20 protein-coding genes and 1 pseudogene are annotated in these 25,597 nt (G+C 70.6%); 13 read left to right on the top strand and 8 right to left on the bottom strand.

All coding sequences use genetic code 11. The features are described 5' to 3' along the window. Positions 1-102: 102 nt before the first annotated feature. A complete protein-coding gene (locus OG747_RS20950) occupies positions 103-762 on the bottom strand; it encodes a hypothetical protein (protein WP_405880858.1) in 660 nt (219 codons plus the stop codon). A 243-nt stretch (positions 763-1,005) separates the two neighbouring features. Between OG747_RS20950 and OG747_RS20945 the strand changes: the two genes are divergently transcribed. Continuing rightward, complete coding sequence (locus OG747_RS20945) at positions 1,006-1,638, top strand: hypothetical protein (RefSeq protein WP_405880857.1); 633 nt, start codon at positions 1,006-1,008, stop codon at positions 1,636-1,638. Positions 1,639-1,834: 196 nt separating this feature from the next. Continuing rightward, positions 1,835-3,634 (top strand): S8 family serine peptidase, encoded by a 1,800-nt coding sequence (locus OG747_RS20940; protein WP_405880856.1) that lies wholly within the window; start codon positions 1,835-1,837, stop codon positions 3,632-3,634. 99 nt (positions 3,635-3,733) lie between these two features. Here the strand turns inward: OG747_RS20940 and OG747_RS20935 are convergent, their stop codons facing one another. Next, positions 3,734-5,059: an alpha/beta fold hydrolase gene (locus tag OG747_RS20935; RefSeq protein ID WP_405880855.1), complete on the bottom strand. Its 1,326-nt coding sequence runs from the start codon at positions 5,057-5,059 to the stop codon at positions 3,734-3,736. Between the two features lie 302 nt (positions 5,060-5,361). Next, complete coding sequence (locus OG747_RS20930) at positions 5,362-5,895, bottom strand: TerD family protein (protein WP_405880854.1); 534 nt, start codon at positions 5,893-5,895, stop codon at positions 5,362-5,364. Positions 5,896-6,113: 218 nt separating this feature from the next. On the opposite strand from OG747_RS20930, the gene OG747_RS20925 reads away from it, so the two are divergent. After that, on the top strand, positions 6,114-6,560 hold the full coding sequence (locus tag OG747_RS20925) for a hypothetical protein (protein WP_405880853.1): 447 nt from the start codon (positions 6,114-6,116) through the stop codon (positions 6,558-6,560). Between the two features lie 177 nt (positions 6,561-6,737). On the opposite strand, the gene OG747_RS20920 is transcribed toward OG747_RS20925, so the two are convergent. Beyond that, complete coding sequence (locus tag OG747_RS20920) at positions 6,738-7,073, bottom strand: winged helix-turn-helix domain-containing protein (protein WP_405880852.1); 336 nt, start codon at positions 7,071-7,073, stop codon at positions 6,738-6,740. Between OG747_RS20920 and OG747_RS20915 the strand changes: the two genes are divergently transcribed. Further along, positions 7,072-8,514 carry a chaplin gene (locus tag OG747_RS20915; protein WP_405880851.1) on the top strand — a complete coding sequence of 481 codons (1,443 nt, stop codon included), beginning with the start codon at positions 7,072-7,074 and terminating at the stop codon, positions 8,512-8,514. The two genes, OG747_RS20920 and OG747_RS20915, sit on opposite strands and share 2 nt — an antisense overlap. A gap of 319 nt (positions 8,515-8,833) precedes the next feature. On the opposite strand, the gene OG747_RS20910 is transcribed toward OG747_RS20915, so the two are convergent. Next, the gene (locus OG747_RS20910; protein WP_405880850.1) at positions 8,834-9,601 is read right to left on the bottom strand and encodes a thiamine pyrophosphate-dependent enzyme; all 768 of its coding nucleotides are present in this window, start codon (positions 9,599-9,601) and stop codon (positions 8,834-8,836) included. A 300-nt stretch (positions 9,602-9,901) separates the two neighbouring features. Between OG747_RS20910 and OG747_RS20905 the strand changes: the two genes are divergently transcribed. From OG747_RS20905 to OG747_RS20895, 3 genes and pseudogenes are all read left to right on the top strand, one after another. Beyond that, positions 9,902-11,395 (top strand): FAD-binding oxidoreductase, encoded by a 1,494-nt coding sequence (locus OG747_RS20905; RefSeq protein WP_405880849.1) that lies wholly within the window; start codon positions 9,902-9,904, stop codon positions 11,393-11,395. A gap of 516 nt (positions 11,396-11,911) precedes the next feature. Continuing rightward, positions 11,912-12,403, top strand: a pseudogene (locus OG747_RS20900) (hypothetical protein); the annotation flags it as partial. A 107-nt stretch (positions 12,404-12,510) separates the two neighbouring features. Next, positions 12,511-13,182, top strand: coding sequence for a vitamin K epoxide reductase family protein (locus tag OG747_RS20895; RefSeq protein WP_405880847.1), 672 nt, complete (start codon positions 12,511-12,513; stop codon positions 13,180-13,182). A 122-nt stretch (positions 13,183-13,304) separates the two neighbouring features. On the opposite strand, the gene OG747_RS20890 is transcribed toward OG747_RS20895, so the two are convergent. After that, a complete protein-coding gene (locus tag OG747_RS20890) occupies positions 13,305-13,928 on the bottom strand; it encodes a DUF4142 domain-containing protein (protein ID WP_405880846.1) in 624 nt (207 codons plus the stop codon). A 481-nt stretch (positions 13,929-14,409) separates the two neighbouring features. On the opposite strand from OG747_RS20890, the gene OG747_RS20885 reads away from it, so the two are divergent. Together OG747_RS20885 and OG747_RS20880 are read left to right on the top strand one after the other, a co-directional pair. Beyond that, on the top strand, positions 14,410-14,811 hold the full coding sequence (locus OG747_RS20885) for a hypothetical protein (protein WP_405880845.1): 402 nt from the start codon (positions 14,410-14,412) through the stop codon (positions 14,809-14,811). A 728-nt stretch (positions 14,812-15,539) separates the two neighbouring features. After that, positions 15,540-16,802 carry a serine hydrolase domain-containing protein gene (locus OG747_RS20880; RefSeq protein WP_405880844.1) on the top strand — a complete coding sequence of 421 codons (1,263 nt, stop codon included), beginning with the start codon at positions 15,540-15,542 and terminating at the stop codon, positions 16,800-16,802. A gap of 109 nt (positions 16,803-16,911) precedes the next feature. Here OG747_RS20880 and OG747_RS20875 read toward each other — a convergent pair whose 3' ends face one another. Then, positions 16,912-17,661: a hypothetical protein gene (locus OG747_RS20875; protein WP_405880843.1), complete on the bottom strand. Its 750-nt coding sequence runs from the start codon at positions 17,659-17,661 to the stop codon at positions 16,912-16,914. Between the two features lie 180 nt (positions 17,662-17,841). Then, on the bottom strand, positions 17,842-18,474 hold the full coding sequence (locus OG747_RS20870; protein WP_405880842.1) for an RNA polymerase sigma factor: 633 nt from the start codon (positions 18,472-18,474) through the stop codon (positions 17,842-17,844). Between the two features lie 574 nt (positions 18,475-19,048). Between OG747_RS20870 and OG747_RS20865 the strand changes: the two genes are divergently transcribed. The 4 genes from OG747_RS20865 (at position 19,049) to OG747_RS20850 (ending at position 25,363) form a co-directional block, all read left to right on the top strand. After that, the gene (locus tag OG747_RS20865; protein ID WP_405880841.1) at positions 19,049-19,543 is read left to right on the top strand and encodes a DUF1877 family protein; all 495 of its coding nucleotides are present in this window, start codon (positions 19,049-19,051) and stop codon (positions 19,541-19,543) included. Positions 19,544-19,867: 324 nt separating this feature from the next. Beyond that, positions 19,868-20,683 carry a hypothetical protein gene (locus OG747_RS20860; protein WP_405880840.1) on the top strand — a complete coding sequence of 272 codons (816 nt, stop codon included), beginning with the start codon at positions 19,868-19,870 and terminating at the stop codon, positions 20,681-20,683. Further along, the gene (locus tag OG747_RS20855) at positions 20,680-22,962 is read left to right on the top strand and encodes a bifunctional polysaccharide deacetylase/glycosyltransferase family 2 protein (RefSeq protein WP_405880839.1); all 2,283 of its coding nucleotides are present in this window, start codon (positions 20,680-20,682) and stop codon (positions 22,960-22,962) included. Before OG747_RS20860 ends, OG747_RS20855 begins: the two co-directional genes overlap by 4 nt. Before the next feature lie 304 nt (positions 22,963-23,266). Further along, positions 23,267-25,363 carry a transglycosylase domain-containing protein gene (locus OG747_RS20850; protein WP_405880838.1) on the top strand — a complete coding sequence of 699 codons (2,097 nt, stop codon included), beginning with the start codon at positions 23,267-23,269 and terminating at the stop codon, positions 25,361-25,363. Positions 25,364-25,597: the final 234 nt, after the last annotated feature.

Genomic DNA, 25,597 nt, shown 5'->3' with positions numbered 1-25,597 from the left:
CTGGTCGCGAAGGCAGCGGGATCCCAGGCATTGCCTGGGATCCCGCTCCCTGTGTGTCGTGGAGGTGGAGGTCCTGCGGGTCGTGGAGGTCCGGCGGTCGGTTTACGTGTCCTGGTTACGTGCCCGGTCCAGGTGCTTGATCTTGATCCAGTCGCGGGAGCGGCGTCCGGGCAGGTAGGGGCTGGTGAGGCGTTTCGCGACCACGCCCTCGTAGCCCTCGACGACGCTCTGCTCCAGCGCCTCGGCCGCCATCGAGGGCCAGGCCGCGGGCACGGCGATGGCCGGTCCCGTCAGCGCGAGGTCGTCGAGGAGGTCGCGGCGGGCGGTGTAGGGCAGCTGTACGGTCGGCTCCCCCAGGTAGAGGATGTCGAAGAGCATCAGCCTGGCGGGCAGGTCCCTGGCTGCGTGGGCGACCGCGGTCGGGTGGTGCAGGCTCATGCGTTGCTGCAGCCGCTGCACGGACGGGCGTCCCTCGCTGTCCCGGGTGACGATCTCCCCGTCGAGCACCGCCTCCGGCCCGGGCAGCAAGGCGGCCAGTGCCTGGAATTCGGGGTACTGGGCGGTGACGTCCAGCCCGGTGGTGGCCAGCAGCCGCACCCTGCCGTCCCCGGGCAGGTGGGCGATCACGCGGGCCCCGTTCCACAGCGTTTCGTACGCGTATTCGGCCTCGGCTTCCGGCCCGGGTGGCGGGCCGATCACCCCCAGCATTGGCGACAGTGCCGGCAGCACACGTTGAGCGCCGGTCGGTGGGTGCACGCTCATGATTCCAGCGTGCGCCCGTTGGCGTGGATCGGCCACCCGCCGCCACGGCCGTGCGGTCGCAGCGGTGGCGGGCAGGGCCGTTGCCGCGGCCGTGTGGATGGCCGGCGTCGCGGGGTGACCGCGCCACTCGGAGATATGTCCCGGAATGTGCACTTCGTCGATTGATGGTTTGCTGCTTGTGGCGGCAGCCGTAATCGGTTCGTCGCTCAACGTGTGCATCCGGAAACTCAAGGAGGAGACCGCATGTCCGTCTATACCCCCCAGCAGATCAGCCAGCCGCAGACCCAGCAGCCCTACAGCCAGCAGTCGTACGGTCAGTCCCCCATCGCGCAGCAGATGTTCGGCCCGTCACCGATCAGCCAGCAGGGCCAGTTCGGGACGCAGGGCCAGCAGCCGTTCGTGGTGCAGCACCAGCAGCAGCTTCCGCAGCTGGTGACGGAGCTGTCGCTGCGCTGTGCCGCGACCGTGGTGAACGCGATGGTGGAGCAACTGCGGATGGACCCGCAGATCCAGCTGGGGATCCAGACGCAGGGGCAGATCCCGCCGCACGCCTGGAGCAACGTGCTGACCGAAAGTGCCCGCCGGATCGCCCCCGTCGTTCACGCCGCGCTGGCCCAGATCACCGGCCAGGGACAGGTCGGCCAGTACGGCCAGCAGTTCGGTCAGCAGCCGCAGGGCCTGCTCGGCCAGCTCCAGGGTCAGGGCCTGTTCGGGCAGCAGTCGCAGTACGGGCAGCAGCCCCAGTTCGGACAGCCGCAGTACGGGCAGCAGTCGCAGTTCGGGCAGCAGCCGCAGTTCGGACAGCCGCAGTTCGGACAGCACCCGCAGTACGGGCAGCAGTCGCTGTTCGGTCAGCTGTCGCCGATGGGCATCTGACAGGCATCTGAGGCCGCCGGCCGGGCGCCGCCTGCACCCACTCCCAGGGTGAGGCCGCCCGACCGGATCCGCCGCCCGGTTCGAGGCTCCGGGCGGCGGGCCGCCGGTGGGAGCGGGGACACCCCCGCTCTCACCGGCAACAACGGAAGATCCAGGACGCGTAACGACCTTTTGAGTCTGAGATGGCGGTTGGCTGATGAGTGAGCAGGGCGCCGGCGGTATGAAGCCGGGCAACGGAGGCAAGGGCGCGAAGTCCCAGGGCGCGCAGGGAGCGGCGGGCAAACAGCAGTCGGCCGCGAGCGAGCCGCGCGGTGTGGACGACGAACGGCACGAGCGACCCGAATCCCGTGTGCCGGGGCGGGGTGCGCGGGCCGGGTGGGGCCGGTATCTGGTGGCGCCGCGGCCGTTGGGCCTGCTGCGCGGTGGGGTGGCGCCGATCGAGGCCGCCGTGCTGTTCGCGCTGCTGGAGGAGGACCCCGACGTGGAACCTCTGGCACAGGTATGGCCGTCACGCTCACGGGGGCTCGGGGCGATCGCCGAGCCGCATCTCGCGTGCCCGCCGGTCGCGGTGGTCGCGATGCCCGACGAACGGGCCCGCGCCCTGGCGGCGAACCCGCAGGTCGTCGTGGAGATCGACCAGGCCCTCTCCTACACGCCCACCCCATCGGCCGGCGGCGGAGTCGGCACGACCGTGTCCGTGATGGATCCGGCACTGGCCGTCGTGCTGGAGGAGCCCGAGCACCTCACCGTGCGGGTCAGGGGCGGCGACGGGGAGGCGGTTCCCGGCGCGTACGTGTGGGCGATCGGCACCGGCGCGACCGTGCACGGGGTCACCGACCGGGACGGCCGGGTGACCCTCGCCCTGACCGCGGACACCCCTGACACCCTTCAGGGCGTATATGTGCGGCCGGTGGGCGGGTACTGGCCGCTGCGAACCGGCAGCCCCCGCCCCACGAACGGCGGAGAGGCCGTGGTCGAGGTGCAGGCCCTGTCCGAGACGTTCGAGGGCTTTCCCGGCCGGGCGGTGAGCGGCTGGGGAGTCCAGGCCATGCGACTTAACCAGATCCCCCCGACCTATCGCGGCCACGGCATCCGTGTCGCCCTCCTCGACTCCGGCGTGAACACCGCCCACCCCGACCTGAAGGACACCGTCCGGTACGGCCATGACTTCACCGGCTCCGGAAACGGCACATGGGGCATGGACGTCACCGGCCGGGGCACATGGTGCGCCGGGATCATCGCCGCGGCCGACAACCGCGCCGGTATCACCGGGATCGCGGCGGAAGCCGAGCTCCACGCCCTCAAACTTTTCCCCGGCGGGCACGTCAGCGACCTGCTGCAGGCGATCGACTACTGCGTCGCCCACGACATCGACGTCGCCCAGGTCAGTCTCGCCTACCAGGCCCCTTCCCAACTGGTCGCGTGGAAGCTGCTGGACGCGCACGCCGCGGGCATCACCGTCATCGCCCCGGCCGGCGACACCACCGGCCCGGTCGCCCACCCCGCCGCCCTGCCCGGCGTCCTGGCGGTAGGGGCGATCGCCCACACCGGCACCTACCCCGCGGGCAGCCCCCTCGCGGCCGTAGAACCGCCCTGGCCTGGGCCCTATCCGGCCCCGTTCACCCCCGCAGGACCCGGCGTCGACCTGGTCGCCCCCGGCGCGGCGGTGATCACCACCGGCCTCGGCGACGGCTACACCCCCGCCGACGGCACCGCGATCGCCGCGTCCCACGTCACGGGACTCGCGGCGCTGCTGCTGGCGCACCACGACCACCTGCGCACCCAGGCCGTCCCGCGCACCCGGGCCCGCGCCGACCGTCTGCACACCCTGCTGCGGACCGCCTGCCGCCCCCTGCCCGGCGCCGACCCGGCCCGCACCGGTGCCGGGATCGCCGATGCCCCCACCGCCCTCGGCATCCCCACCACCTGGCAACAGGACTACCGTGGCGAACACCTGTACGCGGCAGCCGGGGCCTATCCCCGAGGCCAAGGCTGAAGAACGGCCCCGCGACGCTCCGTCCCCGGCGTCCGACGTCACGCGCCGGGGACGGCCCAGGTCGGCCGGATCGCGGCCCGAGGGGTGACGAACGGCCGGTCAGGGCTGTGCGGGCATGCTCCAGCAGTTGGAGGTGGCCCGCTTGCCGGACAGCCGGTCGGTCAGCCACGCGACGGCGTCGCCCTGGTCGGTGAGCAGCGGGGCGAAGTGGTTGAGAAGGGCGCTGCCGACGCTGGGCAGCACCACGGCCTTGTACGTGACGTCGGCGCCCTTTCGGCACCAGTCGACTGCGAGCCCGCGGGCCTGGGCGTGCGGGACGAGGTTGTCGCTGATGCCCGTCGCCAGGCGGACGGGGCCGGCCGGTTTCAGCGTGCCGATGCGTTGGCTGTCCAGGAACGCCTGGAGCGTGGGCGTGGCGGCGATGATGTCGCTGAGGGACCGTCCGTCGGTCGTCCACTGGGTGCTCTTCGCGTAGCCGTAGCCGATGAGGGCGTCGCCGACGCACATCGTCGACAGGTCGGCGAGGGCCGCCTTGCCCGCGGCGTTCAGATGCGCCTCGGCGATGGGCTTCAGCGACGGGTCGGACTGGAGGAAGCCGTTGAGCGACCAGCCCAGCGCGCCGGCCAGTTCGCTGCCGTCGATGGCCTTGGTGACGGAGGTCAGGTCTGCGGGCGGTGCGCCGGCGTATGTCCCGGCGAGGGTGACGTCGGGCGCGTAGGAGGACTGGAGTTCGGCGGCCGCGGCGGTCGCTCCGCCGCCCTGGCTGTAGCCGAAGAGCCCGACCCGGGAGTCGGCGGTGATCGACGTGCCGTCGAGCGAGCGGGCGGCGCGGACGGCGTCCAGGACCGCGTGTGCCTCGTCGACACGGTTGACATAGGTGTGCAGCCGGTCCGTCGTGCCGAGTCCGGCGTAGTCGGTGACGACCACCGCCGCGCCGGACGCGAGGAGACGGTAGATCGCCACGTCCTCATAACCGACCGACACGGTCTGGCCGCCCAGTTCCAGCGGGTTCTCCAGGCCGAGGGACGCGGCGCACTGGTCGCCCTGTCCCATGGTGCCGGGTGCCACCGCGACCAGGGGCCGCGGTCCGTCGCCCGTCCAGTCGGCCGTCGGTTCGATGTACGCGCCGGTGACCGCCATCGGCTGACCCGCCGAGTCGGTGGACTTGTACATCAGACGGGTCGCGCGGCCCGGCAGCGGCCCGTGGAGGCTGGGCAGACTGACGGCCAGCGGGAGGGGCTCGCTGCGGACGAGGGCGCCGTCGGCGGCGGGCAGGGTGGCGGGTGGGTTGTAGAACGCGGGGATGGTGACGCCTCGGGACACGACCTCGTCCGCCGCCGTGGCGGCGGTGTCCGAGAGCGCCTGGGCGCCGAGGCAGGCGGCAGCGGTGACTGCTGCGGCCAGGAGCCGTCTGCGTGCGGGCATGGCGAACCTCCTGTGGAGCGGCCGGCAGGAAGCAGCCTCCGTGTCGGGCGCTCCAAGCCGGCCCGGACACAGAGGTGCGGAGCTACGGCGGCACGGTGTCGCACACGCGTCCCACGGGCTTGCCCGCGCCGCTTGAAGTAGTTCGGGAGGACCCTACCTACCGGTAAGTTACTCGTGGTAGCACTCGGTAGGTTACGGTTCAGTAATGTGACGGACTGTCCAATCGGGGGGTCCGAACGGCGGGTCCGAACGGCGGCCGCACGGGACGGTGCACCCTCGGCCTCGCCCGCGAAGGCCCCCGGTCAGGGCTGTGGGGTGCTGCCCATCTCCGCTGTGAAGACCACCGGGTCGCTGTCGAAGCCTCGGATCATCTCGTGAAACTCCCACGTTCCGGAGACATCCCTGGTGAACTCCGCGACCGTCGCGGCGGTGGATCCGGCGACCCGCGCGAAGTCGTCGGCCAGCAGCTCGCTGTAGCCCTTGACGACCAGTACCCCCGCGTTCGATATGTCGCCGAAGGTTTTGGGGCCGTGGTTCTGATGGATCGCCACACCCACGACCACCCGCGCGAACGAGGAAGCCAGGCGGTCGAGCTCCAGGACCATCACCTCGACGAATCCGAAGCCCTGACCGGTCTCGCTGTGCCTGGGCATGTTGATGGTGCCGTCCGGTGAGCGGCTGTCGAAGTGGACGACGTACACCGGCCGTCCGCAGGGATCGTCCGCCGAGTAGGTCGTGGCGATGACGTCGAGATGATGGGGCGGTCGACTCCAGGGACTCGGGTCCCACTTGAGTTTCACTTCGACCTTCCCCAGTTCCCTGCTGACGCCGCTCACTTGACGCTGCCTCTCCCGAATCAGGTCACCACGGGACGATCCCCGTAAGATCAAGTATGGCTTTCGGACAGCCTGTTGAAGCCGCTGGACCAGCTCGGGGCGGCGTGACATCGACCTGAGCCACCGGACTCCGTCGCGGATGAGACTGCGCTCGGCGCATGAGCGTCTTCGGGCAACCCCCGTCTCGGGGTCGGCCGGCATGCGCGCGGACGAGCGGCATGCGGCCCGGGCGGTGCGCACCGTGGTCGAAAGAGGCGGCTGGGACGTGGAGCGCCGCGGCGGCCGGCGGCATCCCGGTCGACGACCGGTCCTCGGCGCTGACCTACAAGGGCACCTGGGCGTCGTCGTCGGTGAACTCGGCCTGGTCGAAGACCGAGCGGGTGTCCGCGACGCCGGGCGCCACCGTGTCCTTCACGGCGGACGGCACCGAGCTGCGGATCGTCGCGACACGCAGGGCCGACGGTGGCCGCTTCGCGGTGGTGGTGGACGGGACCACGGTGGGCACGGTGAACACCTACGCCTCGGCCACCGGCTACCGGAAGGCGGTGTTCTCGTACACGCTCGGTACGAAGATCACGAATCACAAGGTGCAGCTCCGGGTGCTGTCCGGCAGCAAGGCCGGCCGCGCCACGGTGCACCTGGACGCGGTCATGATCACCCGCTGACCGGCCCGGCCCGTCGGAGCCCCGGGACGCACCGCGCGTCCCGGGGCTCCGCGCTTTCCGTCGGCGGGTCCCCTGGCTTCGGCCGGTGCGAAGCGGGTGGGGAAGGTGGCCTCCTCCATGGCGGTGTCGCCGCTACCGACCACCGCGACCGACCACGACCACCGCCACCGACCACCACTACTGACCATGACCACCGACCACCGACCACGACCACCGACCACGACCACCGACCACCGACCACCGACCACGATGTCGCAGTCGCGACCGCGTCTCCTCACGCCAGACGCGCACCGCTTCGGCGCCCTGTTCGACGGCCCGCTTGTCCGGGCGCTGGAAGGACAGCGTCCAGCGGCGCAGATACTTGCCCGCGCCTTGCTCGGCCGGTCCGACCCGGTACAGCTCGGCAATTTCCGGCTCGACCGAAACGGTGAAAAGCGCAATCGTCGAGCTCGTCGGTCGTCTGGTTTTCGGGGCGTGTGCTGGAATTCGGTCGACCTGCCTTTCGGGGTGCATGGCAAATGGTCTGAGCGGTCATGTTTGTGCCATGTCCACCCGTGCCCGCCATTGCCTGTACGCCATGGTGATTGGAGAAGAGGTGGTGGCAATGTCCGCGGTGAAACCTTCCTGGCGCACGCGCACCGCATCGGTGCCCCTGGTGGCGTTCGCGATCGCGAGTGCTCCGCTGGCCGTTCAAGCCCAGCCCCTGGTTGTGCCGACGGGTGCGAACGCCCATCGGGCGCCCGGCACTCCGGGGGTCCCGCAGGCCCCGGTCACGGTGTTCGTGGAGGACTTCGAAAACGCCGGCAAGACCCCGGTTCTCCTGGAGAACTACGTCGGCGCTCCACCGCTGAACGAGACGTACACGGCCGACCCGCCGTGGCTGGACCACGGACAGTGCAACGGCATCGTCCTCAGCCAGGCCGGTGCTGATCAGCCGGACTGCCAAGCAACGACTACGGTCGGGATGGCGCAGCTGAAGGGCATGGCCAGTGTGCTGGGGCAGGTGGGCGGGACGAATCCGCCGACCAACCACGCGGTGTCCGCGTACACCTTCGTTGTGAGCCCCGGTACCGACATGGTGGAGTTCCGGACCAAGCAGCCGATCCCGATCGCGAAGCCGAACCGCTACATCACCTTCGCCGTGGACGCGGCGGCGGACAACTGCCAATTGCAGGCCCAGCCGCTGCTGAAGTTCTATCTGACCGACGACGGTCCGGACATCCCGACCTTCACCACGCCCATCAATCCCTGCACCGATCCCAACTCCAAGCCCTACCCCGGAGGAAATCAGCTCAGGGCCGGGTCGTTCGCCGGGAACAGAGCCGTACTGTTCACCGGCACCCAGTTGGGCATCAAGATGCTCAATGGGCAAGGCGACTGGAACGGTAATGACCACGCCTTCGACAACATTCGGGTCCTGGACGCGACTCCACAGCTGGACAAGGCGTTCAGCCCCGCCACCATGGATAGGCGTGGCACCTCGACGCTCACCATGACGGTGACGAACACCAGTGAACTGGCGGCGAAGGCCGACTTCGGCTTCACCGACAGCCTGCCCGCGGGGGTGAGGGTGGCTTCGGACGCACATGCGTCGACGACCTGCGGCGACGGCACGGTCTCCGCGGCGCCGGGGGGCTCGTCCGTTGCTCTGGCCGGCGGCGATCTGGCCGCCGGCGAGAAGTCCTGCACGGTCACGGTGAATGTCACCGCTGACAAAGCGGGAACCTACGTCAACCGCCCTGAAGGGATCACCACGGTCGGCCTGAATCCCCCGGACCCCGCGACCCTGACCGTCCGGGGAGGAGCATCCGGCACCGCGACGGGCTCCGGCGGGCTGCTGTCCGGCAATGTCGTGCAGGTACCGGTGGACATCCCGGTCAACGCCTGCGGCAACACCGTGAACGTCATCGGACTGCTCAACCCGGCGGCGGGCAACGTCTGCGTCAACGGCTAGGCCGCGAGCCGCCAGGTCGGCTCGCGGAACCGGAACCCGGCTGTCCCTGGGGGTAGGGGGCGGGGCTCAGCGGTTTATCAACCGGCTGACCCGTCCCCCCGCAGGGCCTGGGCGGTCCTGAAAACCGTCGCGGCGGCGGGATGTCACCGACCACCCGGCCTTGGCGGACGGACGGCCGCGCCCAGGGCCTCGGTGAGCGCACCCTGCTGACGGCGCTGAACGGTCTGGTCGGCCAGGCGCTGGAGCGGGCCCGGCCGTACGACGTGGCCCGGGTGTCCCCCCAGAACGGTGTGTGCGAGCACTCGGTCGGGGCGCGAGGTCAGAACGGGCCGTGGAGACCGCCCAGTCTGTCGGTCAGACGCAGATTCTCGGAGTAGTCGACGGGGCAGGCGATCACGGAGACCGTGTCGTCGTCGAGGGCGCGGCGCAGCACGGGCAGCAGTTGGTCGGCGGCTTCGATCGCGTAGCCGCGTGCGCCGAAGCTTTCGGCGTAGGCGACCAGGTTCGGGTTGGTGAACCGGGTATGGCTGTGGCGGCCGAGTTCGAGTTCCATCTTCCAGGTGATCAGGCCGTACTCCTCGTCCACCAGGACGAGGACGACCAGCGGGACGCGTTCACGGACGGCGGTCTCCAGCTCCTGAGAGTTCATCAGGAACGAGCCGTCGCCCATCATCGCCAGCACCCGCCGGTCCGGCCGGGCGAGCTTGGCGGCGATCGCACCCGGCAGCGAGAACCCCATGGTGGACAGGCCGTTGGAGACCAGACAGGTGTCCGGTTCGTAGGTGGGGTAGAGGCGGGACATCCACATTTTCCCGGCGCCGGTGTCGGCGAGCACGATGTCGTGGCGGTCCAGCGCGGTGCGGACATCGGTCACCACGCGCTGCGGCACCAGGGGGAACGCGTCGTTGTCGCGTCCGTACTGGAGTTCTTCGTCGAGCAGCGTACGGATCTTCTCGCTGCTTCCCGAGTCGTAGGTGAGTCCGTCGGGCAGTGCTGCCGCGAGTGCGTCCAGCGACTGGGCGAGGTCGCCTATGACGCCCACCGCGACCGGGTAGTGGGCGCTGACGTCGCGATCAGCAACTTCCATGGATCGACGGGACCTTGAAACAGCCTTGAGCGAGAATATGGAAACACTTCCCGAGTTTCTGTGTAAGGGCATCACTGGATTCGCCCGACTTGGCTCATTCATGCCCGCCCTTATATATCCTCCTTCAACAAGTCGTCGTCGTCCTCAATTGGCGTGTCGGGCCATACTGTTGCGGTCACCCCTGTTACTCTGCAGCTCTCAGAAATCATCTATAATCCATAAAGGATTGAACGAGCCGGCTGGCGGCCAAGGTGTGCCTTAGCCGAATACTGGCGCAGCCCGGTCGAGAGGATACGGACCATGCACGATTTTTCTCGTCGTGGACTGCTCAAGGCGACGGCGGCCGCCGGCGCCGGCGCGGTCGTTCTCCCGGGGATTACGGCCGCAGAAGCCCCGGGTGCGAGCGCCGCGCCCCTAGGGGCCGAAAGCACGAAATGCAAGCCGGCGAAGCTGACCGGCCGCATCGTCCGTCCCAACGACCCCGGGTACGCGGATGCGAGCCTCGGCTGGGACGAACTCTTCGTTCACTATCCGCTGGTCATCGTCTACGCCCAGAAGACCCAGGACGTGGTCAACGCCCTCACGTGGGCGCGGCAGCATGACGTCGCGCTGCGGGTGCGGAGCGGCGGCCACAGCCTTGAGGGCTGGTCGAACGTGGACAACGGCATCGTGATCGACGTCAGCGAGTTGAAGTCGGTCCACATCGACACCGCCTCTCGTATCGCGACTGTCGGCGCCGGGCTGAACCAGTTGGAAGCGGTGACCACGCTCGCGAAGAAGGACCTCGCGGTGACGACCGGAACGGAGGGCAGCGTAGGCCTGTCCGGTGCGACGCTCGGCGGCGGCTTCGGCTTCCTCACCCGCTACCTCGGCATGGCCTGCGACAGCCTGGTGGCGGCTGAGATCGTCGTCGCGTCGGGTGCCGAATGCGCCAAGGTGATCAAGGCGGACCTGAAGAAGAACCCGGACCTGCTCTGGGCGCTCCGCGGGGCGGGAAACGGCAACTTCGGGATCGTCACCTCACTCACCTACAAGGCGGCTCCACTCAAGAGCGTCGCTTATCTGCAAGCGACGTGGGAAGGCCTCGGGGACCTGCAGGGGGTCTTCGACGCATGGCAGCGTACGGCACCGAGCGCCGAGGACCGCCTCGGAACCCAGCTCGAGATCCACAGAAACGCGATCCTGTTGTTCGGGGTTCTCGCGGAAGGGTCGGAGGAAGAGGCGAAGGAGCTGCTGGCCCCGATCCTGTCGGTCGGCGATCCCGAGGTCTCGGTGCAGGTCGGTAACTGGGGCGACGTATATGCGGGATTCCAGATTCCGACCGCGGTCGAGCCCGCGAACTGGAAGTTCTTCTCCCAGTTCACCACCGAGCCGTTCCCGAAGAAAGCGATCAGCCTGATCGCCTCATTCATGCAGGACGCCCCCTCGGACGACAGCAACTTCTTCACCCAGGCCTTCGGCGGGGCGGTGAGGAGGGAGCCCCGCGGCGGCGCGTCGTTCCCGCATCGCGACGCGCTTTTCTATTCCGAGCCCGGCGCCGGCTGGGGGACTCGTGGAAAATCAGGCAGCGGCGACGAGATCACCCCGAAGGCCCAGGCCTGGATCGCCGAGTTCAGCCAGGCGCTGCGGCCCTATGTGAACGGCGCCTACGTCAACGTGCCGAACATCGGGACGCAGGACTGGGAAACCGCCTACTGGGGACGCAACTTCGACCGGCTGCGCAAGATCAAGGCGAAGTACGACCCCCACAACGTCTTCCAGTACGAGCAGAGCATCCCGCCCGCGTCCTGCTGACCGACATTCGCCCCCGGGACCCCGGCCACGAGGCATGCGGCTCCGACCCGTGGATCAACGGTGTCGACCTGACCAACCTGACCGCGATCTTCCACCCCAACGCGGCGGGTTACACGAAGGGTTACGCCGCGAAGCTCAAGGCCACCTGGGGCTGACCCCGGTCTGGACGACACACAACCCCCGGGTCGATGACCCGGGGGTTTGTCATGGAGCGGGTGACGAGAATCGAACGCGCGCTCTCAGCCGGGGAAGCGACGGCGCTTCCCCGGCGCTTCCCCGGCGGTTCCCTTCCGATCCCTTCCGACCGGGGCACACGTGGTGCACGTGTGCAGCTCTGCCGGGCGGCCGGGACCGCCGACAGGTCTGACGGCCCCCATGGAAAGGGCGTCGAACCCTCTCCAACAGGGCCATTCGGCCCTTGTCGCCCCTTGGGCTCACTGACTTCACTGATCCCGCGGTTCGGGCCGTGTGAGAACGAAGAGGAGAGCGTCGTATGGCGGGAAGGGAAGTGGGGAGATGATCGCGGCGGTGGGGCACGCCGACCTGACCCCGGACACGCTGAGGCTCGTGGAGTCCGAGCTGCGGGGACGGCTGGAGCAGCTGTTCGCGACGGTGCCGGGGATGGTGCCGGGGATGGTGCGGGCGGGCGCCGGTGTGCCGGTGGCGTTCGGGCGCGCGGTGCGGGCGGCGGGGCGGCAGCTGGTCGTGGTGATTCCCACGCAGGCGGCGGTCCCCGCGATGCCGCCGGAGCGTGATCGGGTGGCGGCCGGCGAGTTGCTGTCCTTGGCCGGGGAGGTGCGCCTGCTGGCGTACGACCCGGCCGACCGGGACGCGTGCGTCGGCGCGGACGAGCGGCTGATCGCGGGATGCCGGCAGGTGCTGGCCGTGTGGGACGGCTCGCCGTCCAGCGGCCGCGACGCCACCGCGCATCTGGTGGCGTACGCCCGCGCCCGCGGCGTCCCGGTGGAGGTGCTGTGGCCGGAAGGGGCCGCCCGGGAGGCCGTACCCGGCGCCCCGCAGCGGGACGGCGGTCGTGGTCCGCGCGGCGGCGGTCACCCCTTGCTCACCGTGCGCCCGGAGCCGATCCGGACCGCCGGCGAGGCGGTACGACTCCGATGACGAGCAAGACCACCACCGTGCACCACCTCACCGCCAGAACTCAGCAGGCCAGCGGCCGACGGGAGACGACGTCGGCAGGCGGAGGCGGATTCGGAGCCGGTCGCGCCTTCGCCTGGCTGCTGATCATCGCCGGTGCCCTCGGCATCCTCGCCTCCTTCGTGATCACCCTCGACAAGTTCCAGCTGCTTCAGAACCCGCACTTCTCGCCGTCGTGCAACCTCAGCCCGGTCGTGTCCTGCACGAGCGTGATGCGCAGCGCCCAGGCGGGCGTGTTCGGGTTCCCCAACCCGCTGCTCGGCCTGCTCACGTACCCGGTCGTCGTCACGATCGGCGCGGCGCTGCTGGCCGGGGCCCGCTTCCGCCGCTGGTTCTGGCTCGGGCTGAACGCCGGCGCGGTGTTCGGTGTGGGCTTCTGCATGTGGCTGATGACCCAGGCGCTGTACGAGATCGGCGCGCTGTGCCTGTGGTGCTGCCTGGCCTGGGCTGCCACCATCGCCCTGTTCTGGTACACCACCGTGCACAACCTGCGGCACGGGATCATCCGTGCTCCGCGCGGGCTGGTCGCCGGGGTGCTGGAGTTCCACTGGGCGGTGCCGGTCACCTGGTACCTGACCGTCGTCATGCTGATCGCCACCCGCTGGTGGAGTTACTGGCAGACACTGTTCTGAGCCGACCCTTGCCCCAACGCGTTGTCCGGCCGGCCACCGCAGCACGTTGTCCGGATCCGAGGCCGCCGGCACTCCCGGCGACGGCGGCGGCGGAGGCGGCGGAGGCCCGGTCGGGCCGGCGGTCAGAGCGGCGCCGTGTCGTTCGCGATCGCTTCGAAGTCGACCTTTCCGGTCTTCTCCAGCATCGTGATGTGGTCGAGCACGGTCTGGTTGGCGGCTGTGGCCAGCTCCCGCACCAGCGAGTTGCGGGTGCTGCTGCGCACCTGCGCGACTGCCTGGAAGACCTTGCCGTGCGCGGAACGCAGCAGATTCGCGAACTTCCGCTCGTAGTCCTCGCCCTGGGCCGCCGACAGCTCCGCGAGCCAGCCCTGCTGCTGCGCGTCAGGCTGGGTCGGCAGCGCGATGGCGAGGTCGGCCGCGACGGAGCGGACGCGCTTGTCGAGGTCGGTGTGGCCGGCCACCAGATGGTCGCCCGCCTCCTTGATCGCCTCCGTGGGGGCGCGCTCGATCGCCTGCCGGCCCGCGGGTATCTCCCACAGCCCGGCGAGCCGCACCCGCACCACGAGGTCGCGATCGGCGGCGGTCAGCGGTCCCCAAGGTGTGTCCACCGATGCGCCGGGGTCGGCCACGGCGGCCTTCACGGCGTCAAAACGGTGCGGGTACGAATAGAACACCGGGTACGCGAGTGAGCCGATCGTGCCGACGATCGCCAACACCAAGAAGAACGTGCCGTAGCTACGCCGCAACTGAACCTCCCGGAGGACCAACTGGTCGCTGGAACCTGTACGTGGCCCGTGCGGGCCGCACGGGCCGGAGCCGTTCATGGCGCGTACCGGGTGCTCCGGCCCCTTTCCCGTCCGGGGGGAACGGGAGTCGCGGAGGCGGGGGCACCCGGCCGCCGCGCCAGAAGACCACTGCGCCGAACGGGGTGGATAGGGCCGAACGGCCCCGCGGACCGTAGGGCCGAACGGCCCCGCGGACGGGGACCGGGCGGCCCTGCGGACGGGGCCGGACGGACGCCGGGCCGTGGTGCGAGACTGGCAAACCTGCCTCGCGGCCGCTCGCCTCGCCGCTTGACCGTTGCCGGGTCCGGGTGGCGGCGGAAGCGAGCATGCGTGCTCAGCCCTTCCGACAGGAGCCGTCCGATGCCCCGTCCCACGTTGCGCGTCGCTGTCGTCCGCGCGCTGTCCGCGGCCCCTGGAGATGATGCGGACCCGCAGGAGTACGGTGGGAAGTACTGAGGGCACGTCGTACGCCGGTGGTCTGACCGGTCTCGTCCTCGTCGCGCAGCAGACACGGGCCGCTCCGGTCCGAGGCAGGTTCCGCCCCATGACATCCGAAGCCACATACCGACCGGACTGTGCCGCATCTTCGGACGAGCTCCACGGGCAGGGCCGGGTGGAGGTCCGCCTGGTCTCCGAGAACCCCGAAGCGGCGCGGCGTGTCGCCGACGCGCTCCGGTTGCTGTTCGCCGGAGACGAGCAGCGGAGTTATCCCGGGGGCCGCTCGGGGACGGGGACGCGACTGCATCTCACGATCGACGCCTCGCACGCCGCCGGCCCGCTCCGCTCCTGGCTCGACACCAGCAGACCGCCCGCCGACCGGACCCACCAGGGCGAGACCGCCTGACGGTCCCGACCGCTCGTACCCACCCCGCGGAGTGCGGACACGCGCCGCGGACCCGAGCGACGGCGCTTGAGGGGCGGCATGATGGCTGACCTGTAGGTATGCCGTCTTTTCGGCTGGGGGAGCGGGTCCGTTCGGACCGCTGTCCACCGTGGTTGCCCGCCCTTACGGGCACGGATCGGGTACGGCGTCGGCTTGGGCAGTTCGGCAGCGCCCCCATGCCCTTGGAGAGGGGTACCAGGTGCCGGCTCGGCAAGGTGCGTGCGGCCGATGCTGCGTGCGCAATACAGGTGGCGCAGTCCCCCTGGACCCGCCGGGCCGCCACGCCCGACTCCTCCCCGATGGCACGCCGTTCCACCAGGGCAAGGAGACCGGTAAGGCCCCCTCTTCTCCATCTGGGACGAACACAGGTCGTCGGCCCGCACGTCACCCGGCGGCTGCGTCCCGCCGACAGTGAGGTCGAGCGTCTGCTCTCAGCTCGGACAACACCAAGGCCCGCACCTTCGCCGGACCCCCAGAGACACGTGGGAGGCGGGCCCGGCCGCCGCGCCCGCCGGATCGCCGGCAGTGTCGCGGTGTTCGTCCTGATCGGGCCTGACCCGCAGTCAGGTGTCGGGGTGCGGTCAGGGTTTGCTCAGGGACGTTCCCTGATGAGCTGGGCTGTCGGGTCGGAAGAGACTCGTGGCCGGGCCACCACCGGTCCGACCGCCACCACCTTGGAGAGCCTTACTGTGAACTGCTCCGCTGCCCGTACCCGTTGGTCCACCGTGGCCGCGTCCGGCGCTGTGCTGGTTGCCCTGGCCGCCGGTATGGCCACTCCCGCCTCCGCCGCCACCCCGGCTCCAGCGCCCGCCACCGCCACCGCCGCCGCGACCGGCGCGCCGCTGCCCGGGCTCGACCCGGCCAAGCTCCAGGCGGCCATCGGTGGCCTGCCGAACGCGGACGTCACCGGCGGGCTGCTGCGGATCACCGGCAGCGCGGGACACTGGTCGGGCACCTCGGGCGTGGGCGACCTGGAGACCGGTCAGGGCGTTCCGCCCAATGCGCACATCCGGATCGGCAGCATCTCCAAGGTCTTCACCGCCACCATCGTCCTCCAGCTCGCCGCCGAGCGCCGGATCGACCTGGACAAGCCCGTCCAGCAGTATCTGCCGGGGGTCCTGCCCGCCGACCTGCCGCCCGTCAAGGTCGGCCAGCTCCTCAACCACACCAGTGGCCTGCCGCGCGGCGCCGCCGGCCCGGACTTCGGCGACGGCAGCCCCGAATGGTTCGCCGCCAACCGTCTGAAGAGCTTCACCCCGCAGCAGGTGATCGACCTGATGGCAGGCCAGCCGATGCAGTTCGCGCCGGGCACCGCGCAGCAGTACAACGGGATGAACTACTACGTCGCCGGCCTGCTGGTCGAGAAGATCACCAGGCACACCTTCGCCCACGAGGTGCGGTCCCGGATCACCCGGCCCCTCGGCCTGCACGACACCTACGTCCCCGATGCCGACGACCCGCGCCTGCCCGGCCCGCACTCCCACGGCTACCTGACGGTCACGTCCTCGGACGGCACCACGCACCCGGTGGACGTCACCGAGCAGAGCCCCTGGCCCTGGGCGGAGGGCGGCATGATCTCCACCCCCGCCGACCTCGACCGCTTCATGACCGCCCTCTTCCGCGGCCGTTTCCTCCCGCCGGCCCAACAGGCCGAGCTCTTCACCGTGCCCGACGTCCCCAGCTTCCACAGCAGCCAGTGCCGCACCGAGGCCGACGCCGGCCGGGCCTGTATGACCATGGGCATAATGCGGGTGAAGGCCTCCAACGGTGTCGTGGTCTGGGGCAAGACCGGCTCCCGCCCCGGCTACACCAGCGGTGTGTTCGCCACCCGCGACCTCTCCCGCAAGATCGTCTATTCCGTCAACCCGACCAACCTCAACGGCACCGAGATACGCTACGTCCAGCAGATCGCCGCCGCCTCCTTCGGCACCGTGGTCCCGGCCACGAACTGACCCCCGAAGAGCCGACACCCTGCGTGAGGCGGGTCCTGCTTTGGGGAGTCCCCTGGCGGACCGGTTCAAGGCATCGGAACTGCGGCACCTCAAGAGCATCGGAACCAAGCTACTTGGGCTTCCCGCTGCCCATGCCGCCGCCTGTCCGGCCGTTTCCGGCCGCGTTGCCCGTGCCGCCGGGGTCGTTGCCGGACGCGCCGTTGCCGGAGGCGCGGGTGTTCCCCGGCGTGCCGTTGCCGGCGTCCGCGGCGCCCTTGCTGGGTTTGCCCGTGCCGGCCGGCCTGCTCGGCGCGGACGTCGCCCGCGCCAGTTGCTCGGAGCAGTACGCGGCGACCTTGTCCTTCCCGCCGGCGGCCGCGACGAGCTGCTGCCAGGTCCTCGCGCCGAGCGCCTTGCCGCGATCCTTGACCTGCTCGTAGGCGCGGCAGTGGGCTTCGGTGTCCTGGGCAGGGGTCGAGCCGTGCGTCGGTCGGGGGCCGCCGGAGGACGCCGACGAGGCCTCACCGCCCGGCCGGTCCGGGGCGACCGCCGACGGGTGCGCGGCCCCCAGGCCGGTACCGGCACCGTCCGTGGACGAGCCGGCGGAACCGATGGCCGCGACCGCGACACCACCCAGGGCGAGGCTGGCGAACACCACGCCGAATGTCATCTTCGCAGGTCGCCCGGCACGCCGCTCCGCGGGCAGCCGCCAGTCGTCCCGGCGCCGGGTACGCGCCCGGTGCGCGCCCGCGCCGCGGGGGGCCCGGAAGCCGGCCAGGGCCCGCTGCTCGGCCTCGGGGTCGAGATGGCCTCCGCGTATGACGGCGGCCAGCACCGTTTCCAGCGTGGCGGTGTCCCGCACGTCCCACGGGCCGGACACGGTGCCAGGGTGCACACGTCGACGGCCCGGAGCTCCGTCGCCGCTCAGCCGTTCACCCATGTCCGCTTCCGTTTCCGTCCGCTTCTGTTTCCGTCCGCTTCCGTTCCTGTCCGACAGATTCGATTCGTTCGGCGTACCCGTCCTGGTGCCTGTCCGCCGGCCCACTGTCGCCGGCGTCGTTCATTTCGACTCCCCCAGCGTTTGGTAAGCCTCATCCGTCACACCCTCGTCCGCCTCGCTGCCGACGCCCAGCTGGCGCGCGAGGCGTTTCAGGCCTCGGTGGGCGGCAGTGCGCACCGCTCCCGGGCGCTTGCCGAGGACGCGTGCGGCGGCGGGACCGTCCAGGCCGACGACGACCCGCAGGAGTACGGCCTCGGCCTGGTCCCGCGGCAGCCCGCGGACCAGTTCCAGGGCCCGCTCGGTGGAGAGGGACTCCAGGGCCTGTTCATGGGTGCTGTGCGGGCCGGGCAGGTTCAGTACGTCCTGTTCGGTCCCTCCCGCCCGGGGCCGCACGCGCTGGCGGCGCAGATGGTCCAGTGCCCGGTGCCGGGCGATGGTCGCGGTCCAGCCACGGAACCCGGCCCCGTCTCCCTTGAAACGTCCGAGGTCACGGGCGATCTCCAGCCACGCGTCGGACGCCACGTCCTCCGCGTCGTCGCCGACAAGCCCGTGCAGATAGCCGAGCAGGCCCGGCTGCACGATCCGGTAGGCGACCGCGAAAGCGGTCTCGTCGCCGTCCTGGGCCCGCGCGACTGCCGCGCCCAATTCCCCGTCGTACGACTGTACGCGCCGGGGTTGCCGTCGCTGGCCCAAGACTGTCCTCGTTCGCACCGTTTACAGCGAGTCCGGGCCGTCAGCCGCCCTCCGGTCGCTGACGGCCCCATGGTGACCAGCGTCCGTCCTCACAGAAGTGTCACAACGCCTCAGACATCCTTCACGTCGTCGCCGGCGCCCTGCCGCACAGCCGCCGAAGGCGCGAGGGCCGGCGCGGCAGCTCCAGAGAGCCGCGCCGTGTCGGGGACACGTGCCCGCGTCGGGGACAGGTGCCCGCGCCGGGGCCACCGGGACGGCTCCTCGGGCCCGTGGATTCGGTGTGCGGACGGCGCTGCGCGACCGGCGGTGCGCGCAAGGTGGCCTATCTGCCGGACCTGACCATGCGGCGGATCGCCGATCTTTGTCCCGGCGAGGCACGGGGTCTCGTCTCCTGCTCTGTCGTCACATAAGGAGAAGCGAGGTCAGCGGCCGATCCGTCACCCGGTTCCGGGGGGATTCCCGGCAACCGGCGTGGGACCGCCCCAGCTCGCGCGCACGACGGTCGAGGGGTCTTCCCAGAACGGGGTCCGTCGGGTCGCGTGATGCTTCGGCGCCCCCGTGCGCTCCTTCTGGCATGAGTACGTACCTCCGTCTGCGAGCGGTGCCGCCCCCGGCACTGCGCAACAGTGCGACCTGGCTTGAACGACTGTTCGAGGATGACTCGGAGACCGTCCGGCACGGGGTCGGCCGGCACCGTGAGGAGGTGCTGGGCAAGCGTTATCTGGACCAGGAGCGCATCTATGTCGGCGCTCCCCCGCATCGTGCCGAGGACCGGCCCCAGACCCAGGTGGTGCTCGGTGGCCGGCCGGTGTTCCGCCCCGACCGACACAAGCCGCCGTTCCTGGTGCTGACGGCGGCCCAGGCCCGTCGGGTGGCCAGGTTCCTGACGATGGCCGACTTCGACGCGCTGTGGGTTTTCGCCCGCGACGAACTGGTGCCGCGCTACGGTGGCGCGACCGCGGAGCCCAGGACGTGGGGTGCGTTCGCGGCGGCGCACCAGGAGTTGAGGGCGTTCTACGCGCAGACGGCCGAGTGTGGGGACGCGGTGGTGAAGTGGCTGCCGGCCTGAGGCACGCAAAGGGCGCGGGCCAGGAATCCGCGGCCGACAGAGGCATCGCGTGTCCGCCTCGCCGAGAACCGACGGCAAGCTTGCTCCCCGCTCCCGCCCCCGCCGCGGAATACCTGCCCGTCGCGTAGGGGGGCGCGGTGCCGGCCACCCTGCCGCACGCGGGCCCTCGGCAAGCCATCAGCACGATTGCTCACTTCTTGTCCGTCTCAATCTCTTTCGGGCTGCTTGGTCCGTGCTGTGAGGCCGAGGTGTAACACTTTCGGTCGAGTTCGCTCTTTCCATGTGGACGACTGCGTCGGTCGGCCATGACAGGGGGCACGACTCGTGCAGTGGACGGACGAAAGCGGCGGAGCGTACGGCGAGGATCCGTACGGCGGCGTCGGGTACGCGGATGCCTATGGCCGTGAGCACAGCGGCAGCGTCAGCACCGACACGGCCACGCTGTCCCGGGATCCGGTACAACTCGCGCGGCGGACGCACCCGACGGGTCACACCCGGGCGATGGGGACGGACCTGCACGCCACAGGGATGCCTCTCTCCGCGGCCGGGCCGGACCCCGCCACGACGGCGTGGGACGCTCCCCACGGTGACGTCCTCACCGTGCCGCCCCCGGAGTCCGACACACCCGGCCTTCCGGTACCAGGACCGGACACGCCGGCGAGCGCGTCGGCGCGGCCGGTCTTCGTCGATTCCTCGGGGCGACGCCAGCGCCGCGTGCTCCGCGCCGCCCGGCTGCTGGTGATCCCCGCCGGCGGCTACGTCGCCCTGCTGATCAGTGCCGTGCTGGGCGGCCCCAGCATCAGCTCTCCGTTCGTGCCGCAGCCGGACTCCACGCACCCGGCCACGCCCCGGGCGACCGCACCCGATTCCTCGCCCGGCACCGGCCACTCCGCAGGGAGCGTGAGCCCGACCGCAGCGCGGAAGAACTTCCGCCCCGCGGCGCAGAAGACCCCCGCCCCCGGCCCCACCGACCGGGCGGCAGCATCCACCGCCCCTGCCGTCACGTCCGGGCCCACCGCGGCGCCCACCAGGATCACGTCCCCGACCTCGACCGCCGCCTCCGCCCCCGCCTCCGCCCCCGCCTCCACCTCCACCTCCAAGGGGCGCGCCATCGGCTCGACCCACAATCCCGTGAAGTGATCCAGGGCTCTGACGTGACCGACCGCCGACGCCGCAACGCTCTTCCTCGCCGCCGCAGCCGCACCCGCCAGATCACACCGCGCGCCCACTGGCTGCTGCTGAGCGCGCTCGCGGTGACCCTGTCGGCGGCCCTGCTGCTGCAGGGCTACACCCACCACATGTTCGGCATCACCTCGGACGACGTGACCGGCGCCCGAGGCCGCAACGGCACGGTGCCCAGCCAGGTGGTGCATGGCGGCCCCGTGATCGCGAACGCCGCCACCTCCCCGCACACCGCCCGAGTGAAGGCCCGCACCATCGCGCTGACCTTCGACGACGGCCCGGACCCCGTCTGGACGCCACGGATTCTGGACGTGCTGCGCCGTAACCATGTGCACGCGACCTTCTTCGTCGTCGGAACCCAGGCCGTCGCCCACCCGGAGCTGGTCCGCCGGATCGTCGCCGACGGCCATCAGATCGGCATCCACACCTTCACCCATCCCGACCTGGCCCGGCTCGCTCCATGGCAGCGTTCCCTGGAACTGCGCGAGACGCAGCTGGCGGTGGCCGGTGCCGCGGGGGTCACCACCGCACTGTTGAGGCCGCCGTACTCCTCGGAGAACGACGCACTGGGCGATGCCGACTGGTCCGCCCTCAAGCAAGCCGGTGCGGCAGGCTATGTGACGGTGCTCACCACCCGGGACGCCGAGGACTGGCAGCGTCCCGGTGTGGACCGCATCGTCGCCAACGCGACACCGCACGGCCACGCCGGGCAGATCGTGCTGATGCACGACGCCGGCGGTGACCGGTCCCAGACCGTCGCCGCGCTGAGCGCCCTGGTGCCACGGCTCAAGGCACAGGGCTTCACGTTCGCGACGGTGTCCGACGCGGTCGGCATGGCCGCACCCGTCCAGCCCGCCGGGCTCGCCGACCATCTGCAGGGACTGGCCCTCATCCAGATGCTGCGGGGCGGCGACCGGGTCGTGTGGCTGCTGGGCCTGCTGATGTACGCGGCCGGGGCGATCAGCGTGCTGCGCGCGGTGGTCGTGCTGATCGCCGCCCGGCGGCACCGGCGCCTGCGGACGAAGGGCCGGGGCCGGTCCTGGGGACCGCCGGTGACCGAACCGGTCAGCGTGATCGTCCCCGCGTACAACGAGAGCGCCGGGATCGAGGCGGCCGTGCGCTCACTGCTCGCCTCGGACCATCCGGTCGAGATCATCGTGGTGGACGACGGTTCGACCGACGGCACGGCCGATCTGGTGGAATCGCTGCACCTGCCGGTGCGGGTGATCCGGCAGCAGAACGCGGGCAAGCCCGCCGCACTCAACACCGGACTCGCCGCGGCCTCCTGCGACCTGGTGGTCATGGTCGACGGCGACACGGTCTTCGAAACCGACACCGTCCGCACGATCGTGCAGCCCTTCGCCGACCCCCGCGTGGGCGCTGTCTCGGGCAACGCCAAGGTCGTCAACCGAGGTGGCCTGCTGGGCCGCTGGCAGCACATCGAGTACGTGGTCGGGTTCAACCTCGACCGCCGCCTGTTCGACCTCGCCGAATGCATGCCGACCGTACCCGGAGCGGTCGGCGCGTTCCGCCGCCGGGCGCTGCTGGACCTCGGCGGCGTCAGTGACGTCACCCTCGCCGAGGACACCGACCTCACCATGGGGCTGTGCCGCGACGGCTGGCGCGTGGTGTACGAGGAGGGCGCGAGGGCCTGGACCGAGGCGCCCGCGTCACTGAACGCCCTGTGGCGGCAGCGGTACCGCTGGTGCTACGGCACCCTGCAGGCGATGTGGAAGCACCGCGGCGCGCTGGTGCAGCGCGGTGCGGCAGGAAAACTGGGCCGCCGGGGCCTGGCCTATCTGCTGCTCTTCCAGGTACTGCTGCCTTTGCTCGCACCCGTCGTGGACATCTTCGCCCTGTACGGGCTGGTTTTCCTCGACCCGGTCCGGGTCATCGGGCTGTGGCTCGCCTTCCTGCTGCTGCAACTCCTGATGGGCCTGTACGCGTTCCGCCTGGACGGAGAACGGCCCGGCCCGCTGTGGACCCTGCCGCTGCAGCAGTTCGTCTACCGGCAGCTGATGTACCTGGTGGTGATCCAGTCCGTCTTCACCGCCGTGTCGGGCTCACGGCTGCGGTGGCAGCGCATGGAGCGGTACGGCAGCCTGCGGGCCCCGGTGGGCGCAGAGACGCCCGGCAATGACCTCCCTCCACAGGACCCCGGCATTCCGCAGCAGGCGCCGAGCGACGGCTGTCCGCAGTCGGCGCCGCACGACCCGTTCCCGCAGCCGGCACCGTAGGCGGCCTTCCACAGCCCCCACCCCACCCCGGTTTCCGGCAGCCCGGACCGTCCGAGACACCACAGTTGTACTGAGAGGACAGTGATCAGAGCCCATGAGCGGACACCGGCGCCGACCGCCGCAGCCCTTCAACGGCGGCACGCGTGCCGGGGGTGACCGCGCCACGGGCCGCCGGGCCTCACGTCGTGACCAGGGCCCCCGACAGGACGTGCCACGCCGCGCCCGGAGAACGGCGCCGCAGAAGAAACGTTGGATCGACTACCCGCGCCGGGGCAGGACAGGCCCGCGCCACTGGCTGCCGTCGGTGCGTCAACTGTTGGGGCTCTTCATGCTCTGCTTCGGCGCCACAGCAGCGGCCATCGGTTATGCCTACGCCACGGTCACCATCCCCGACCCCAATCCCACGTCGCAGCTGCAGAACAACGTCTACTACTGGTCCGACGGAACCGTTCTGGCGACCGACGGCAGCGTCAACCGGCAGAACGCCACCCTCTCGCAGGTACCCGCGGACGTGCAGTGGGACTTCATCGCCGCGGAGAACTCGTCCTTCTACACCGACCCGGGCATCGACCCGCAAGGCATCCTCCGCGCCGTCGTCCACATGGGCGAGGGCGGCTCCGTCCAGTCCGGATCGACGATCACCCAGCAGTTCGTCAAGAACACCTACCTCGATCAGTCGCAGACGATCTCACGCAAGTTCAAGGAACTGCTGATCTCTTCCAAGATCGGCGCGGTCATGACCAAGCGGCAAATCCTCCAGGGCTATCTGAACACCTGTTTCTTCGGCCGCCAGGCCAACGGCATCCAGGCCGCCGCCCGCATGTACTACAACCTCCCGGTGGAGAAGCTCGACGTGAGCCAGGGAGCCTTTCTCGCCGCGGCCGTCAACGAGCCGAGCCTCTTCCAGTACGCGGACTCCGACCCCGCGGCCAGAGCGCAGGCGCAAGCACGCTGGTCCTGGGTGCTCGACCGGATGGTGACCACCGGCAAGCTGACGCCCGGGCAGCGGGCTCGGTACGCGGCCGCCGGCTTCCCGGCGCCCAGGAAGTGGACCCCCGGTTCGGGGTTCACGGGCCAGGTCGGCTACCTGGTCCAACTGGCCAGGGCGTATGTCCAGGCGCACGACCGGACCGTCACCGACAGCAGTTTGAGCCGGGGTGGATACCAGATACACACCACCTTCGACAGGAAGAAGACGAAGGAACTGGACCAGGCCGTCGCAAGGGTACGCAAGCAACGTCTCGACCCCGCCCACCGGTCGGTCGACCGGGACGTCCAGGTCGGAGCCGCCTCGGTGGATCCCACGACCGGCAGGATCCTGGCCGTCTACGGCGGCCCTGGCTTCGACCAGGCCCACTATTCGGACAACGCCGACACCTCCGGCGTCCCGGTGGGATCGACCTTCAAACCGGTCGTCCTCGCCGCCGCGCTCCAGTACGGAGCGGTCATGCAACCCGGCAGGCCCCCGGAACCGATCACCCCGGCCAGCAAGTTCAACGGTGCCGACGGCATCCAGATCAAGGACCAGCAGGGCACCTACGTCACCGACGCCAAGGACCCCACCGGGCTCCTCCACCAGCACAACGACACCACATACCGCTGGGGCTACATCAATCTGCGCAAGGCCATGGAGCAGTCGGTCAACACGCCGTACGTGCAACTGGGAGAGGACGTCGGCCACGGGAACGTGGCGAAGACGGCGGAAGCCCTCGGCCTGCGCCCGGGCAGCCTCGCCGCCCCCAGCGCCGGCTTCTACATCGGCACCTCGACGCCGAGTGCCATTCGGATGGCGGGTGTCTACGCGACCTTCGCCGCCGACGGGATGCAGACCGCCCCGTACTCGGTGACCAAGGTGACCCATGACGGCACGGCGCTGTCCGGCTTCACCGCCCCCGCTCTCGTACGGGCCCTGCCGGCGGCGATCGCCGGCAACGTGACCGACGTGCTCCGGGGCGTCATCACCCGGGGCACCGGCACCAAGGCCCAGGCTCTGGGCAGGACCGCGGCAGGAAAGACCGGAACCACCGACGACTACCGGTCGGCCTGGTTCATCGGCTACACCCCCCAACTCGCCACCTCGGTCGTCCTCTTCCGGGAGGACCCGACCCACCCGCAGCTGCAGTCTCTGGCAGGCGTCGGCGGCCTGCAGAAGGTGTTCGGCGGCGACATCCCCACCGAGATCTGGACCCAGTACATGCGCGACGCCCTTGCCGGCCTGCCCGACGCCCCCTTCCCCGCGCCCGCCCCCCTCGGCCACGGCACCGACGAATCCGGCGCTCCTTCCCCCTCTCCCTCCGCGACCCCCGGCAAGCGGGGCGGCAGCACCGGCAAGAAGACGACCACCACCACCCGGCGCACCCCGACGGCCAGCCCCAAGTGCCACCACCACAAGTGCCGTTGATCGCGTCAGCACCGGGGGCTTTCCGCGCGGAGCCCGAAAGCCCCCGGAGCCCGAGAACGTGTCGGCGGTACGGGCAAGGTGCCACCGAGGCCTCCCTCGTCGTCCATGACACCCCGCGTCCATGACTCCCCCGTGCGGACGGGGCCCCGGAGAGCTTCCCGGGGGCCCGTCGGCCGCGGTGCCGTCCGCGCCGGGTGAGGAGCTCCTGGCGGGACCTGTCGGAAGTGGCCTGGA

Origin of the sequence: Streptomyces sp. NBC_01384, assembly GCF_045040035.1 — a bacterium.
Taxonomy (GTDB): domain Bacteria; phylum Actinomycetota; class Actinomycetes; order Streptomycetales; family Streptomycetaceae; genus Streptomyces.
The sequence above is the reverse complement of the archived record's forward strand: the minus strand, read 5'-3'. Positions and strand labels throughout refer to the sequence as shown.

Bases quoted from the DNA above. Each gene is read 5' to 3' on its own strand.
- OG747_RS20950 (WP_405880858.1), bottom strand. From the start codon at position 762: ATGAGCGTGCACCCACCGACCGGCGCTCAACGTGTGCTGCCGGCACTG.
- OG747_RS20945 (WP_405880857.1), top strand. From the start codon at position 1,006: ATGTCCGTCTATACCCCCCAGCAGATCAGCCAGCCGCAGACCCAGCAG.
- OG747_RS20940 (WP_405880856.1), top strand. From the start codon at position 1,835: ATGAGTGAGCAGGGCGCCGGCGGTATGAAGCCGGGCAACGGAGGCAAG.
- OG747_RS20935 (WP_405880855.1), bottom strand. From the start codon at position 5,059: ATGCCCGCACGCAGACGGCTCCTGGCCGCAGCAGTCACCGCTGCCGCC.
- OG747_RS20925 (WP_405880853.1), top strand. From the start codon at position 6,114: ATGCGGCCCGGGCGGTGCGCACCGTGGTCGAAAGAGGCGGCTGGGACG.
- OG747_RS20915 (WP_405880851.1), top strand. From the start codon at position 7,072: ATGGCAAATGGTCTGAGCGGTCATGTTTGTGCCATGTCCACCCGTGCC.
- OG747_RS20920 (WP_405880852.1), bottom strand. From the start codon at position 7,073: ATGCACCCCGAAAGGCAGGTCGACCGAATTCCAGCACACGCCCCGAAA.
- OG747_RS20910 (WP_405880850.1), bottom strand. From the start codon at position 9,601: ATGGAAGTTGCTGATCGCGACGTCAGCGCCCACTACCCGGTCGCGGTG.
- OG747_RS20905 (WP_405880849.1), top strand. From the start codon at position 9,902: ATGCACGATTTTTCTCGTCGTGGACTGCTCAAGGCGACGGCGGCCGCC.
- OG747_RS20895 (WP_405880847.1), top strand. From the start codon at position 12,511: ATGACGAGCAAGACCACCACCGTGCACCACCTCACCGCCAGAACTCAG.
- OG747_RS20865 (WP_405880841.1), top strand. From the start codon at position 19,049: ATGAGTACGTACCTCCGTCTGCGAGCGGTGCCGCCCCCGGCACTGCGC.